Below are 12,704 nucleotides of genomic sequence, written 5' to 3'. Positions count from 1 at the left end.
TTACTGTTCTGAAGAATATTCATCAATGCCCGAGACGCTTCGCCCATGAACTAACAGCATCTTCAATCAATGCGTGGGCATGAATAAACGCGGCTTTGCCTTGACGATACGGATCATGTATTTCGCGCTCGCTCTGCCATTTACCGAGCAGAAACACTTTGCCTCTGGCGTGCGAGGCAATCTTCAGCACTTGATTGACGTGAGCTTTTTCCATGACCAGGATCAGGTCCGAGTCATTGACGATGTCCGAGGTCAGTTGCCGCGCCTTGAAAGCCTCGGCGCAATGCCCGTGTTCTTCGAGAACCTGCCGCGCCGAGGCTTCCACGCCCTCGCCCACGCGGGCGGACAGGCCGGCTGAGGACACGGTGATGGCGGACTGGCCCAGCGCGTTGCGCAGCAGCAGTTCAGCCGTCGGACTTCGGCATATATTGCCCACGCAGACAACGAGGATCTTTTTGAACAAGTCTTGCTTTCCTGTGTAATATCAAACAGCCAACATGCCATGAAAGTTAATGAACCCTCACGACTTTCCTGCACTCAGAAATAGCTTCGCCCTGTTAGTACAGGAACATTAAGTACCACAGCGTTTTAAGCCGCCCCAACCACAATTAGCGGACTAAAAATAACTGTGATTTTCAGTTGCTGTTTTCCTGACAAAAAATAACATTCGCGCACTTAGTGCCATCACCGTTATCGGAAATTGAGTAACGGGACAAATATTCGTAGTTGTCATTCTCTTCAGGAGAGCAGACATGAAAACAGCACAGCGCAATAAACTCGCCGCCCTCGCCCTGATGGCGCTCGGTGCCACCAGCCAGGTTCACGCCAGTGAGCTGTTCCCCAACCTTCCGGCGAAAACCATCGGCGTGCAGGTGAAGATCCAGAGCTTTACCGCCGCCGATGCCGCGCAAATCAAGGCCGCCGGCTTCAGCTTTGTGCGCTTCGGCGTGTGGAGCGACAGCCTCACCGCCAAGACTTATCAGAAACAGGTCAGCGACGCCTTCGCCGCCGCCGCTTCCGCCGGCCTGCCGGTGCTGCTGACAGTGCGCGCGATCAAGGCACTGCCGGCCACTTCGCCGGAGGAGCTGAACGCCGCCGGCGGTAAGTTCGCCAACACCGTGACCGGGCTGGAGAAATCCTGGAGCTCGCAATTGGTAGCGATCGAAATATGGAACGAACCGGACCTGGAAACCTATTGGCCGACGCGCAATTTCGATACAACGTTCGTGCCGTTCATGGCCGGCATGTGCAAGGCCTTCGAAGCTCAGCCACAGACGACACCACGGGTCGGTTTCGGCTTCGCCCGGCCGCCAAGCGCGGGCTCGGCGTCGACGGTGGCGCTGAAAAGTATCGTCAGCGAGTACCCGAAATGCCTCAACGCCGTGTCTTATCACCCTTACGGCATGACCGCCACGCAAATCAGCAACGCGCAGACCTTCATCCAGCAGAACTTCAATCTGCCGGGGGTCATCAGTGAATGGGGGGTTTCGGCCCTCGCCTCCAACGGTGGTCCTGAGGGGCAAGCGACCAAGATCAACGCGTTTATTACCGACGTTAAACGCCTCAATATTCCCCTGACCTCTATCTATGAATGGCGGAACAGTGATTCGGGCAGCAACGATCGCGAGAAGAACTTCGGCTTTCTCACCTCTGACGGCCAGCCAAAACCGGCACGCTTGTCGGTAGAAGGTCTGTTGAACGCTGAGTAAGCCTTGGGCAACCGGTCTGTTCACAGGTCGGTTGCTTTGAACCTGTGGGCTGTTTTGGCATCGTATTCAGCGACACCGCGCCCCACCTTTCAAACAATCGTTTTCAGGTTGTTGCCGCAGGGGCCATCGATCCACGAATGCACCCTTGAGTGCCCGTCAGCGCTCGGGTAATGTCTTCAGACCCATAGGATAGAGCACGCCCATGACTTCCAAGCTGGAACAACTCAAACAGTTCACCACCGTGGTTGCCGACACCGGCGACTTCGAAGCGATCGCCCGAGTCAAACCGACCGATGCCACCACCAACCCTTCCCTGCTGCTCAAGGCTTCGGCCATTCACGGTTACGCCGAACTGCTGAACGATTGCGTTCGCGACTGCAAGGGCGATGTCGGCCTGGCCAGCGACCGTTTCGGCGTCGCAGTGGGCAAGGAAATTCTCAACGTGGTTCCGGGCCGCATCTCCACCGAAGTGGATGCGCGCCTGTCCTTCGACCAGGATGCGATCCTCAAGCGCGCGCATCGCCTGATCGAGCTGTACGACAAGGCCGGCGTCGGCCGCGACCGCGTGCTGATCAAGATCGCCTCGACCTGGGAAGGCATCCGCGCCGCCGAGGTCCTCGAAAAGGAAGGCATCCAGACCAACCTGACCCTGCTGTTCTCCTTCGCCCAGGCCGCCGCCTGCGCTGACGCCGGGGTGTTCCTGATTTCGCCGTTCGTGGGCCGTATCTACGACTGGTACAAGAAGGCCAACGGCAACGACTACACCGGCGCCGACGATCCTGGCGTGCAGTCGGTGACGCGCATCTACAACTACTACAAGGCTAATGACTACAAGACTGTGGTCATGGGCGCCAGCTTCCGTAACATCAACCAGATCGAACAACTGGCTGGCTGTGATCGCCTGACCATCAGCCCGGAACTGCTGGAGAAGCTCGCCGCCGACACCGGCAAGCTGGAACGCAAACTGGCACCGGGCAATGCCGGTGAAGCGCGTCTGAGCCTCAACGAAGCGCAATTCCGCTGGTTGTCCAACGAAGACGCGATGGCCACCGAGAAACTGGCTGAAGGCATCCGTCAGTTCGCCCGCGACCAGGAGAAGCTGGAGGCGTTGCTGCAGGCCAAGCTGTGATTTGAGTTTGTAGAACGCAAAAAGGGCGAACCTGTGAGGGTTCGCCCTTTTTTATGGTAACTGCTGATCAAAATGTGGGAGCGAGCTTGCTCGCGAAGAGGCCAGCCCAGACACCATCAATTCACGAGATCAGTGTCTTTCCAGCGCATTCACCAGATCATGAAACGCTTCACGATTGGAATCGTTCAGGCCCATGAGAATCTTGTGCGCTTCCAGCACCTTGACTCGCACCACTTCTTCGGATTGGTCCTGATCCGGCAGGTCGTCCAGGCACTCCGGGCACGGCACCGGGTGGTTGACGATGTTGAACACCTGCTCGAAGCCCATCGATTGCAGCAGACGGGTGATGTCTTCGTGGGTGGTGACAACCGTCGGCAACAGGCCGACCTTCTGCCGCGACAGGATCGACAGTTTGGCCAGCAGGCCCAACGTCGTGCTGTCGATGCTGCGGGTTTCGGTCAAATCGATCACGATCGCGTTGAAATTCGCCGCGGTGAAGATTTTCTCAATAGTCGCATCCAACGCCGAACACAGGGTCAGGCGGACTTCACCGACGAACTTCAGCACGAAGGTGCCGCCCTGCTCGGCGAACTGGATTCTACCGGTACTCATTAAAGATTCCTGCTCAACACCAACAGGGCGATATCATCCGGCATCTCCCCTAGCGTGGCCAAACCAAACACTTGCCGCAGACCATCCAGGCTGCCGCCCGCTGACTTCACCCGTTCGGGCAAAGCAGCCTCTTTTTCTTTGAGCGTTGCTTCCGGCAAAAGGTCCAGAATGCCATCAGACATCAGCGTCAGGCTGAACGTCGGCGGCAGCTCAAGCACGTGGTCTTCGTAAGTGGCTTCATTGAAAAGCCCCACCGGCAGGCCACGGCCTTCGAGATAACGAACACTGTCAGGCGTGTACAACACAGGCAAAGGCAGATGGCCGCCAATGCTATAGGTCAACAAACCGGTCTCCTCGTCGATGACTCCACCGACCATTGTGACGTGTTTACCCAGCTTACAACTGATCAGCCCCCGGTTGATATGACCGAGCACTTCCGAAGGCTTGAACTCCGGCAAGGTACCGCTGCGTTTCGATTCGAAAAGCAACCGCGTGGTCATGAACTTCAACAGCACAGTGACGAAGGCTGATGACGCGCCATGCCCGGAAACATCCGCCAGATAAAACGCGACCCGGCGCTCGTCAACGCGGAAATAGTCGACAAAATCACCCGACAGGTACAGCGACGGGATGATCTGGTGGGCAAAATTGAATTCGTCAATGCTCCACGGGCTTTCCGGCAGCATGTTCATCTGCACCTGGCGACCGGCGTTCTGGTCTTCCTGGAGCAGGTTCAGGCTGGCTTCGAGCTCGCGGTTGGCCTTTTCCAGCTTCTCGCTGTAGCGCTGGTTTTCCAGCAGCAGCCGCGCACGATCCAGGGCCCGGCGCACGGAATGCTCGAGCACAGCCAGATCTTCGAGAGGCTTGATCAGGTAATCCGCCGCGCCCAGGCGCAGGGCCTCGACCGCGTCGTTCATCACCCCGGCACCGGAGACCACGATCACCGGCGTATCGGGTGAGCGCTCGGTGACCTGACGGATCAGTTCGAGACCGCCCATCTGCGGCATGCGCAGATCGCAGATGACCAGATCGGGCTCGTCTTGCTCGAATACCTGAAGACCCTGTTGACCGTTGCCGGCCTGCAGGACGCTGAAACCACTGTCTTCCAGATAGGCCGCGAGGCTCGCGCGCACTACCTCGTCATCATCGATTATCAGCAGCGTGGCACTGGTTTTTGGCATGTGGGCAAACGGCGCCAGAATTAGGTTGGCGTAGTGAGCGGGGCAACGGCCCTGCGCAGACTACTGGATTCGCTTTCTAGCCTCTCTGTTGCAGCGCTTTCAAGCATTCGCCTGGCGCGCGGTTTTAAACAGAGGTGCCCTTCTAAGGCGCAGACGGTACTCCCATCCGCAGAGCGTTTCAAGCATGCGCCGATTGTCGCTTGACGACTTTGTTTGTCAAATCACCGGGAGTTATAAGAACCGCTCCAACGGTAACCCGATGGAAGGTAGCGGCAGTCGCCGGTGACGCTCTGGCGCGGACAAAAAAGGCGACCCGAGGGTCGCCTTTCTGTCGCCGGTCGAAATCAGAAATCGTCTTCGACCTGACCGTCCTTCACCTTGAACTCGCGGTTTTGCAGGTAAGCATTGCGGATGAAGGTGTATTTGTCGCCGCTGATCAGCTTCTCGCTCGACAGCAGGCTGGCGCGGGTGTCGACGATGTTCAGGCCGAAGATCGAGTTACGCGTCGGCACGTGGTCGATGTAGCGGTACGCGCCGGTGAAGCTGTCGACGTATTTCGACGGTGCGTCACGCAGGGTGCTCGGGCCCATCAGCGGCAGCATCACGTACGGGCCGCTGCCCACGCCCCAGTAACCGAGGGTCTGACCGAAGTCTTCGTCGCTGCGGTTCAAGCCCATCTTGGTGCCGACGTCGAAGAAGCCGAGCAGACCGAAGGTGGTGTTGAAAATCAGTCGGGCGGTATCAACGCCCGCTGCAGCCGGTTTGGCCTGGAGAATGTTGTTCGCCAGGTTGGTCACGTCACCGACGTTGCGGAACATATTGTGAATGCCGTCTTCAACGAACTGCGGGGTGATGAACTCATAACCCTGCGCCAAAGGCTTCAGCGCGTAAGTGTCAACGAAGTCGTTGAACTGGAAAATCGGCCGGTTGACGCTTTCCCAAGGGTCTTCTTCGGTGGCCGCCTGGGTGGCGAACGGCGCCAGCAACAGGCTGGCACATACACTTAGCTGAGTGAGCGAAGGGCTCCAGCGCATAGAAAAACTCCTTGGATTTGATACTGGCGCGGACCTCTCGGCCCGAGCATTAAGGCCGCTAGTATAAGCATAAACGGCGATTTGGGCAGTGCGCCGCTGCAAGGATATGCAGGAAGTTTCCTACACAGGCTTTCACTCGGCTGTCATGCAACTGTCACCCCAGCGCCCTAGTCTTGAGCGTTATTTCAGGGACGTTGCCATGACTCACGCCGAAACCTTGCCCGTCGCCGCGCCCGGCCTGACTGCCGTGCTGTTCGGCCTGAGCGGTTGCCTGGTGGATTTCGGTGCCCGCGCCGCGCAAGAGCTCAACGCCGAGCCGGAACATGCCAAAACTACACCCGGCGCACTCGATAGCCTGAAAAGTTTGCAGCGCCAGGGAATTCCCTGCGCGTGGCTCGACGAATTGCCCCCTGCCCTCGCTCAGCCACTGGCCGCCTCGCTGCCAGACTGGATCAAACCGACGCAACATTCAGCAACAATGAATCCGTGGCCCGCCCCTCACGCCTGCTGGCAAGCGTTGATGAGTTTGAACATCGACCGCCTCGACGGTTGCGTGCTGGTCAGCGGTGAGCCGCGCCTGTTACAGGCCGGTCTGAATGCCGGGTTATGGACGATTGGCCTGGCGTCCTGCGGCTCGCTGTGCGGCCTGAGCCCGAGCGAGTGGCAGGTTCTGTCGCAAAAGGAACGCGAAAAGTTGCGCGGCAAGGCAACCGTGCAGTTGTTCGGCCTGGGTGTGCATTCGGTGATCGATCATCTCGGCGAGCTGGACGCCTGTCTCGCCGACATCAGCCTGCGCCGCGCCAAGGGCGAAAAGCCCTGATCGGCGTCATGCAGGTTTACCGAGAGTGGATTAATCTAAAGGTCAGCCATAGACCTTTGGCGCGTGGCTGCGGTCAATGCCAGTGCCTATTGATAAAAGGAAACCACCATGCCCGCCCGACGAGAACTGCAGGATCGGCTCAACACCTTGCGTGATCAATTGGAGCAGAACCCGCCTCTGTCCGAGTCTGAACGTGAAAACTTACACCAGTTGATGGCGCAGATCGAAGCAGAAATTCAATTGGAAAATCAGCTACAGGACAACAATCTGGTGGACGGGGTGAACCTTGCCGTGGAGCGCTTTGAAGTGGAACACCCTACCATCGCCGGCACCCTGCGCAATATCATGAATACGCTGGGCAGCATGGGCATCTGACGCCCCGCCGCACAAAAAAGCCCTGCCAGCGATGGCAGGGCTTTTTCATTTGCAAAATGTGCATGCAAGCCCTTGTGGGAGCGAGCCTGCTCGCGAAGGCGTCGTGTCAGTCGACATCATCGTCGAATGAACCACCGCATTCGCGAGCAGGCCCGCTCCCACAAGGGATATCGCACATTCCGTTTCTTTATTGACGTACGAGCCGGTGATTCGGCAGCTGCACCTCTTCAGTGCTGCGATACGGGTTGATATCCAGCCCACCCCGGCGTACATAGCGCGCAAACACCGTGAGTTTCTGCGGCTTCAACAACCGCTGCAGATCGAGAAAAATCCGCTCAACGCATTGCTCATGGAAGTCCGAATGCTGGCGGAAGCTGACGATGTACTCCAGCAGGCTGGCGTGATCCAGCGCCGCGCCGCGATATTCCACCACGACGCTGCCCCAGTCCGGCTGGCTGGTCACCGGGCAGTTGGATTTCAGCAGATGGCTGTGCACGCTCTCTTCAACGATCCGCGAATCATCGCAACGCAGCAGCTCCGGACGCGGGTGTTCATAATTGCTCACGCTGATATCCAGATCGTCGATGCACACGCCCGGCAACGCCACCACGCCTTCAGCTTCCACGTCTTTCAGACTGCGCACCCGCACGCCCACCGGTTTGCCGGCAGCGGCGGACAGATCCTTGACCAGCGTCGCTTGCAATGTGGCGACGTCGGCGAACGGCGTCTGGTTCAGCGAGTTGAGGTAGAGCTTGAACGACTTCGATTCGATGATGTTCGGCGAGTCCGCCGGGATGCTGAATTCAGCGATCGCCACCACCGGTTTGCCCGAGGGCAGCAGCCACGACAGCTCGAAGCAGTTCCAGAAATCCACGCCTTTGTACGGCAGGGTTTCGGCGGTCAGGCCCAGCTCGGCCCATTTCGCGGTACGCGGAATCGGGAACAGCAGGGACGGCGTGTACGTGGCGATGTATTCGCTGGATTTGCCCAGCGGCGAATGTTCGGCTGCGGGATGCATGGCGGAAACCTGACTGAATAATCAGCGGATTCTACCAGCCTTTGCCCGCGCCTTTGAGTGCTTACTGACTGACTGTCAGTTTGCCGGCCATGCCGGCTTGATAATGCCCGGGGATATTGCAGGCAAACTCGAGCGCCGTGGCCTTGCTGAAGGTCCAGGTCAACTCGGCGGTTTTGCCCGGCTCGACCAGTACGCTGTTGGGGTCGTCATGCTGCATGCCATGGCCCATCGCCGCGTGATCCATACCCGCCATGTCGTGGGACATTTCTTTCATAGCGGTAGGCGTGAGCATGCCGCTTTGCTGCATCTGCAACATTTCCTGCTGGTGACTGGCATGCATCGCCGCATCACCGAGGTTGAATTCATGCAGCAACTGGCCTTTATTCACCAGTACAAAGCGAACCGTCTCACCGGCCTTGACCTGTATGGCTTTCGGGTCGAAGTTCATGTCGCCCATGACGATTTCGATAGTCCGCGTGGCCTGGCTCGCCGCTGCCGGCTGGCCGAAGGCGAAGGTGTGCACCGGTGTCGCCCAGGCTGGCGTACTCAATGCCAGCAGAGAGGCGGCTATTTTCAGGGAGGTGCGCAAAAACATGGTCGTACTCCAACAAGAGAAGGTTCAGCCTGTGGGAAACTCTAACCACCCAGGGCTGGCATCGACCTGACAGGCAGATTACAACTTTGTCAGCTTGGCGCTTATCGCCGGATCTCACGGTATAACGCCTTCGCCCTTTTTCATCCCGAACCAGCCCGAGTCGCCCATGAAACTGTTGATCGTCGAAGACCAAGCGAAAACCGGCCAATACCTGCGTCAGGGCCTGACCGAGGCCGGATTCAATACCGAGCTGGTGGCTGACGGGATCAGCGGCCAGCAATTGGCCTTGAGCGGCGACTACGCGCTGTTGATCCTCGATGTAATGCTGCCCGGGCGCAGTGGCTGGCAGATTCTGCAAGCGGTGCGCAGCGCCGGCCTCGACACGCCGGTACTTTTTCTCACCGCCAAAGACGCCGTGGAGGACAGGGTTCACGGCCTCGAACTGGGCGCCGACGATTATCTGGTCAAGCCATTCGCCTTTTCCGAGCTGCTCGCGCGGGTGCGCAGCCTGCTGCGGCGCGGCAACGCGATCGCCCAGGAAACCAGCCTGCAACTGGCCGATCTGCGCCTGGATCTGATCCGCCGCCGGGTCGAACGCAGCGGCCAGCGCATCGACCTGACCGCCAAGGAGTTCGCCCTGCTGGAAATGCTCCTGCGCCGCCAAGGTGAAGTGTTGCCGAAGTCGCTGATTGCCTCGCAGGTTTGGGACATGAATTTCGACAGCGACACCAACGTCATCGAAGTGGCGATCCGCCGCTTGCGCCTGAAGATCGACGATGACTTCCCCAACAAGTTGATCCACACCGTGCGCGGCATGGGTTACGTGCTCGAAGAGCGTTCGCTGTGATGCGTCGTTGGTCATTGAGCACGCGCCTGGCACTGTTGTTTGCCGCTTGCACTGCGGTGGTCTCGCTGTTCGCCGGGGTGCTGTTCGACCGCGCCAGCGAGGCGCACTTCATCGAGCTTGACCAGCAACAACTGGAGACGAAACTGATCGGCCTGCGCCGCGCCTTGCAGGATCTCCAACCTGCCCAGCGCGAGGCGCGGCTGGCCGATGAACTCAGCCGTCAGGCCGATCTGTCGTTGCGCATCACCAGTGGCGACGGACAACACTGGTATGACAGCTCGGTGCAGATTCCGAAGAATCTGCCGCTGCAAACCGGCCTGTCGACCATCAGCCATGACGGCACCGATTACCGCGTGCTGCGCGCCCCGCTCTACCCGGACGCAGCGGATTCGCCACAACTGACTTTGCTGCTGGACATCACCCATCACCAGCATTTCCTTGCGCGCATGCAGCATCTGATCTGGCTGACCGTCGGCCTGTCAGCGCTGGCTACCGCCCTGCTCGGCGCCTGGGCGGCGCGCAGCGGTCTGCGCCCGTTGCGGCGGATGAGCGCGGTGGCCCGTGGGATTTCTGCGCAATCGCTGAATGCCCGACTGCCTGAAGAGAAGATGCCGCCAGAGCTTGCGGAAATGGCCTACAGCTTCAACGCCATGCTCGCACGCCTCGACGACTCGTTTCAGCGCCTTTCGGCGTTCTCCGCCGACATCGCCCATGAACTGCGCACACCGTTGTCAAATCTGCTGACCCACACCCAGGTCACCCTCACCCGCCCACGGGCACTGGAGGAATACCGCGAAGCGCTGCACAGCAACCTCGAAGAACTGCAATGGATGGCGCAACTGGTCAACGACATGCTCTATCTGGCCAAGGCAGACCACGGCTTGCTGATGCCCAAGCGCGAACCACTGGAACTGGCGGATGAGGCCGACATGCTGCTGGAGTTTTTTGCGCCATTGGCGGAAGACGCTGGCGTGAGTTTGAGCCGTGAAGGTGAGGCGCAAATTGAAGGTGATCGCGGCATGTTGCGCCGGGCCTTGTCGAACCTGCTGGATAACGCACTGCGGTTTACCCCGGCCGAGGGTTATGTGCGCTTGAGCATCGTCGACGAGGGGGAGATCGTGCGCGTCTGCGTCGAAAACAGTGGCGAGGGGGTTTCAGCGCAATTACTGCCACGTCTGTTTGACCGCTTCTATCGAGCGGATCCGGCGCGGCAGGAAGGCAGCAGTGAGCATGCGGGGTTGGGGTTGGCGATCACCCAGTCGATCGTGCGTGCCCATGGCGGGACGATTCATTGCGAATCTGAAGCGGGTTGGACGCGGTTTGTAATCGAGTTGCCTCGGACCTGATCGTTCCCACGCTCTGCGTGGGAACGAGCATGGACTCGCTTACGAATATCTCAAGGCATGCGCCGGTTCGATCTTCGCCGCCCGCCACGCTGGATACACCGTGGCCAGGAAGCTCAAAATGAATCCCGCCGAGCAGATCAACAGCACATCCCCACCCTGCAGTTCCGAAGGCAGGTTGCTGACGAAATACACGTCCGAACTGAAGATATGCTGGCCGGTCACACGCTCGACCCAGCCGACCAGTTCGCTGACATTGAGCGCCGCAATCACGCCCAGCACGCCGCCAATGATGGTGCCGACAATGCCGATCACCGTGCCCTGCACCATGAAGATCGCCATGATCTGCCGGGGCGTGGCGCCGATCGTGCGCAGGATGGCGATGTCGGCGCCCTTGTCGTTCACCACCATGATCAGCGTCGCAATGATGTTGAACGCCGCCACCGCGACGATCATCAGCAACAGCAGGCCGATCATGGTTTTTTCCATCTTCATCGCGCTGAACAGGCTGCCCTGGGTGTGAGTCCAGTCGTCTGCCTTGAAGTCAGCGCCGAGGCCACTGGCAATGTCCGCAGACACCTTCGGCGCGGCGTACAGATCCTTGACTGCCAGCCGCACGCTCTGCACCTGATTCGGTTGCCAGTGCTGCATGGTCGCGGCGTCGGCGACGTGAATCAGGCCCATCGAGCCGTCCAGCTCGGCGCCGACCTTGAACACGCCAACCACATTCAGGCGCTGCATGCGCGGGGTGATACCGCCCGGGGCGGTACTGACTTCCGGAACGATCAAGGTGATCTTGTCGCCGACATTGAGGCGGAAACGCCGCGCGGTGATTTCACCGATCACCACACCGAATTCGCCCGGCTTCAAGGCATCGAGACGGCCCTGGACGATGTGCTGGGCAACGATCGACACCTTGCCTTCCTGGGCCGGATCAACGCCGCTGATCTGAATCGGCTGCATCGAACCCTTGTAGGACAGCATGCCTTCCATCTCGGTGAACGGCACGGCGGCCGTCACTTCGGGATTTTTCATCGCGGCGGCGGCCACCGGCTGCCAGTCATCGATCGGCTTGACGCCAACGATGGTCGCATGGGGCACCATGCCGAGGATGCGCGAGCTCATTTCGCGCTGAAAGCCATTCATCACCGACAGCACCACGATCATCGCCAGCACGCCGAGGGCGAGGCCGATCATCGAGGTCATCGAAATGAACGAAACAAAGCGATTGCGGCGCTTGGCGCGGGTATAGCGCGTGCCGATAAAGATCGATAACGGTCTGAACATTCGCTGGGGCACCGTATAGAAATAAAAGACCCGGCGCCGTTACGGGCGCCGGGTTTCAGCCAGTCAGATGGGGGTCAGGCAACCTTCCTGCAATTGCAGGACGCGGTCCATCTGGCGAGCCAGGTTCATGTCGTGCGTCACCACCAGGAATGCCGTGCGCATCGACGTGCTCAGCTCCAGCATCAGATCCTGAATGCCTTCGGCGGTGTGCAGGTCGAGGTTGCCGGTTGGCTCATCGAGCATCACCAGCCCCGGGTTGTTGACCAGGGCACGGGCGATGGCCACGCGCTGACGCTCGCCGCCGGACAGTTCCGCCGGTTTGTGTTCCAGACGATGGCCCAGACCGACACGCTCCAGCAATGCCGTGGCACGCTGGCGCGCCTCCGGGATGGCGGTCTTGCCGATCAACAGCGGCATGCAGACGTTTTCCAGCGCGGTGAATTCCGGCAGCAAATGGTGAAACTGGTAAACGAAACCAAGCGCGCGATTGCGCAGCAGGCCACGCTTTTTCTCGCTCAACGCAGACAGTTCTTCACCGTCGAGCCAGACGCTGCCCTTGCTTGGCGTATCGAGACCGCCGAGCAGGTTGAGCAAAGTACTCTTGCCGGAACCGGATTTACCGACGATCGCTACACGCTCGCCCGGGTGCAGCTCCAGTTGCAGGCCGGCCAGCACTTGTACCGACTCCGGGCCCTCCTCGTAGGATTTGCCCAGGTTACGGCAGCTCAGAATTGCTTGTTCACTCATGCCCGAC

Annotated in this window: 14 protein-coding genes and 1 pseudogene; 7 read left to right on the top strand and 8 right to left on the bottom strand. The window is 59.4% G+C overall.

Annotated elements, in window-relative coordinates; translation table 11 throughout:
• Positions 1-22: 22 nt before the first annotated feature.
• Positions 23-463 carry a low molecular weight protein-tyrosine-phosphatase gene (locus D8U60_RS03345; protein ID WP_073471426.1) on the bottom strand — a complete coding sequence of 147 codons (441 nt, stop codon included), beginning with the start codon at positions 461-463 and terminating at the stop codon, positions 23-25.
• 289 nt (positions 464-752) lie between these two features.
• Between D8U60_RS03345 and D8U60_RS03340 the strand changes: the two genes are divergently transcribed.
• Entirely contained in the window at positions 753-1,709 is a 957-nt protein-coding gene (locus tag D8U60_RS03340) for a glycosyl hydrolase family 5 (RefSeq protein ID WP_130899459.1), read from the top strand.
• A 202-nt stretch (positions 1,710-1,911) separates the two neighbouring features.
• Complete coding sequence (tal, locus tag D8U60_RS03335; protein WP_130899458.1) at positions 1,912-2,838, top strand: transaldolase; 927 nt, start codon at positions 1,912-1,914, stop codon at positions 2,836-2,838.
• Between the two features lie 129 nt (positions 2,839-2,967).
• Here tal and rssC read toward each other — a convergent pair whose 3' ends face one another.
• From rssC to D8U60_RS03320, 3 genes are all read right to left on the bottom strand, one after another.
• Positions 2,968-3,450, bottom strand: a complete 483-nt coding sequence (gene rssC, locus D8U60_RS03330) for an anti-sigma factor antagonist RssC (RefSeq protein ID WP_122699480.1) — start codon at positions 3,448-3,450, stop codon at positions 2,968-2,970.
• A complete protein-coding gene (rssB, locus tag D8U60_RS03325; protein ID WP_024013622.1) occupies positions 3,450-4,631 on the bottom strand; it encodes a two-component system response regulator RssB in 1,182 nt (393 codons plus the stop codon). Before rssB ends, rssC begins: the two co-directional genes overlap by 1 nt.
• Positions 4,632-4,975: 344 nt before the next feature.
• Positions 4,976-5,665: a VacJ family lipoprotein gene (locus tag D8U60_RS03320; RefSeq protein ID WP_016775470.1), complete on the bottom strand. Its 690-nt coding sequence runs from the start codon at positions 5,663-5,665 to the stop codon at positions 4,976-4,978.
• Positions 5,666-5,864: 199 nt separating this feature from the next.
• On the opposite strand from D8U60_RS03320, the gene D8U60_RS03315 reads away from it, so the two are divergent.
• The 3 genes and pseudogenes from D8U60_RS03315 to D8U60_RS28015 all read left to right on the top strand — a co-directional run.
• Entirely contained in the window at positions 5,865-6,485 is a 621-nt protein-coding gene (locus D8U60_RS03315; RefSeq protein WP_122699481.1) for an HAD family phosphatase, read from the top strand.
• 108 nt (positions 6,486-6,593) lie between these two features.
• A complete protein-coding gene (locus tag D8U60_RS03310) occupies positions 6,594-6,860 on the top strand; it encodes a DUF4404 family protein (protein ID WP_130899457.1) in 267 nt (88 codons plus the stop codon).
• Between the two features lie 56 nt (positions 6,861-6,916).
• A pseudogene (locus tag D8U60_RS28015) lies at positions 6,917-7,024 on the top strand (metal ABC transporter ATP-binding protein); the annotation flags it as partial.
• A 23-nt stretch (positions 7,025-7,047) separates the two neighbouring features.
• Here D8U60_RS28015 and queF read toward each other — a convergent pair.
• Entirely contained in the window at positions 7,048-7,878 is an 831-nt protein-coding gene (queF, locus tag D8U60_RS03300) for an NADPH-dependent 7-cyano-7-deazaguanine reductase QueF (RefSeq protein ID WP_122880639.1), read from the bottom strand.
• A 61-nt stretch (positions 7,879-7,939) separates the two neighbouring features.
• A complete protein-coding gene (locus tag D8U60_RS03295; protein ID WP_130899456.1) occupies positions 7,940-8,473 on the bottom strand; it encodes a cupredoxin family protein in 534 nt (177 codons plus the stop codon).
• A 166-nt stretch (positions 8,474-8,639) separates the two neighbouring features.
• Between D8U60_RS03295 and D8U60_RS03290 the strand changes: the two genes are divergently transcribed.
• Both D8U60_RS03290 and D8U60_RS03285 read left to right on the top strand, forming a co-directional pair.
• Complete coding sequence (locus tag D8U60_RS03290; RefSeq protein ID WP_076563655.1) at positions 8,640-9,320, top strand: heavy metal response regulator transcription factor; 681 nt, start codon at positions 8,640-8,642, stop codon at positions 9,318-9,320.
• Positions 9,320-10,666, top strand: a complete 1,347-nt coding sequence (locus D8U60_RS03285) for a heavy metal sensor histidine kinase (protein ID WP_130899455.1) — start codon at positions 9,320-9,322, stop codon at positions 10,664-10,666. The genes D8U60_RS03290 and D8U60_RS03285 overlap by 1 nt, the downstream gene beginning before the upstream one ends.
• Positions 10,667-10,705: 39 nt before the next feature.
• Here the strand turns inward: D8U60_RS03285 and D8U60_RS03280 are convergent, their stop codons facing one another.
• Both D8U60_RS03280 and lolD read right to left on the bottom strand, forming a co-directional pair.
• Entirely contained in the window at positions 10,706-11,950 is a 1,245-nt protein-coding gene (locus tag D8U60_RS03280) for a lipoprotein-releasing ABC transporter permease subunit (RefSeq protein WP_071173051.1), read from the bottom strand.
• A gap of 63 nt (positions 11,951-12,013) precedes the next feature.
• Positions 12,014-12,697 carry a lipoprotein-releasing ABC transporter ATP-binding protein LolD gene (gene lolD / locus D8U60_RS03275; RefSeq protein WP_016775477.1) on the bottom strand — a complete coding sequence of 228 codons (684 nt, stop codon included), beginning with the start codon at positions 12,695-12,697 and terminating at the stop codon, positions 12,014-12,016.
• Positions 12,698-12,704: the final 7 nt, after the last annotated feature.

Source organism: Pseudomonas sp. Sample_11 (genome assembly GCF_004307505.1).
Classification (GTDB): Bacteria; Pseudomonadota; Gammaproteobacteria; order Pseudomonadales; family Pseudomonadaceae; genus Aquipseudomonas; species Aquipseudomonas atacamensis.
Note: the sequence above shows the minus strand (reverse complement) of the source record. Positions and strands in the feature narration are given on the sequence as shown.